The sequence below is a fragment of the Halopseudomonas sp. genome, from assembly GCF_041579695.1.
Lineage (GTDB): Bacteria > Pseudomonadota > Gammaproteobacteria > Pseudomonadales > Pseudomonadaceae > Halopseudomonas.
On record NZ_JBFGFI010000209.1, the window covers coordinates 1 to 1,402 of the forward strand.

Consider the following 1,402-nt stretch of genomic DNA (forward strand, 5'->3'; position numbering starts at 1 on the left):
CGTGTTGCTGCCGACCGTGACACCCGACTTGACCTGCTGGTGTACGGTGCGATCCAGCGCAGTGATGCTGACATCGCCGGTCTTTGCTGTATCGGTGCCCAGCGAGGCACCCATTTCCGCGGTGGCATTGGTATTGAAATCTCCTACCGCCACGGCGATACCGTACTCGGTATCCTTCAGACCCATGGCACTGGCCGAGACCGAGTAATAATTCTGATTTTCTGCAGCCAGTACCAGGCTATCTGCCGCGAGCACGGCACCGCTTTCGATCACGGCGGTGGCGTCGACATCCGACTCACCCACCGCAATGGCTACCACCAGTTTGTTCGCATCCGCCGCGATCACATCCAGTGCGCTGGCAGCAATAAAGGCTTCGTTGTGGGCCGCCACCGTCAGATCACCGCCCGACTGGACAGTCGCACCGCTTTTAATTCGGGTCGTACTGGTGGCATCACTGGTGTTGTAGATAGCCGAAAGAGATCCCTTCCCGCCGGAGGTGTTGATCTGGCTGGCCTGACTCAGCGCATGGGATTCGGAGGCCATCGTCACGTTACCGCTGGCCTGGACGTTCGCTGTGCCTTCCACATCCACCGTTGCTTCGGCGTCGGCAGCCATCAGATAGAAGCCTGCGCCCGTGAAGGGCCCCAGCGCCATGATGGTAAGACCGGCGACCGGATCCTCATAGAACGATGCCGTCGCTGTGCTCTGCGCCGTGGCTGTCACATCATTGGCATGCACCTGCCCTGCCAGCGTGACGGATGATTTCGCCACCGCTATGCCCATGCCGACTTCCTGCACGCTACTGGCAGTGAGCGTGACATTACCGTGAGCGTTGGTGGTGACCTTGTCGCGGGCATCCAGCACACCGGCGCTGGTTATTTCAATGCTGTTGGCTTCGATGGTGATTCCGCCATCGGCCAGCAGGTCGCCGGCGATCAGTGCATCACCGGAACCAAATGCACCGCCCGCCACAATATGAATCGTACCGCCATCTTTGACCAACGCGGTGGGCGCAGTGTAATCACCGGTATTGACCGCAGCCGTTGCTACATAATCGGCATTCAGGGCATTACCGGCGATCAGCTTGCCGCCGCTGCCAACATTGACCCGGGCGCCTTGCAGATCAATTCCGTCACTGGCGTTGACCTTGCCATCGATCGTGATCAGACCGGTAGGCGAGACAGCCAGTGTATCGTCGACCGTTTTGGTCCCGGCGATGAGCTCGTCGAGATCACCCTCGGTGGGTGTGCGAACCGTCAGTTGCCCCACATTGACTACGCCCGAGGCGCCCACCAGGAAACCCTGGGAGCTGGCAAATACCACGTTGCCGCCAAGCGTGCCGTTCTGATAGCTGTTGAGAACGCCGTGGATCTCCGCCTTGCTGTCCTTGACGATGTTCACC

The 1,402-nt window shown here is 59.8% G+C and carries 1 protein-coding gene; it reads right to left on the reverse strand.

All coding sequences use genetic code 11. The features are described 5' to 3' along the window. Positions 1–1,402: leukotoxin LktA family filamentous adhesin (locus tag ABYA88_RS16465; protein ID WP_373188462.1), on the reverse strand; the 1,402-nt coding region annotated here is incomplete at both ends.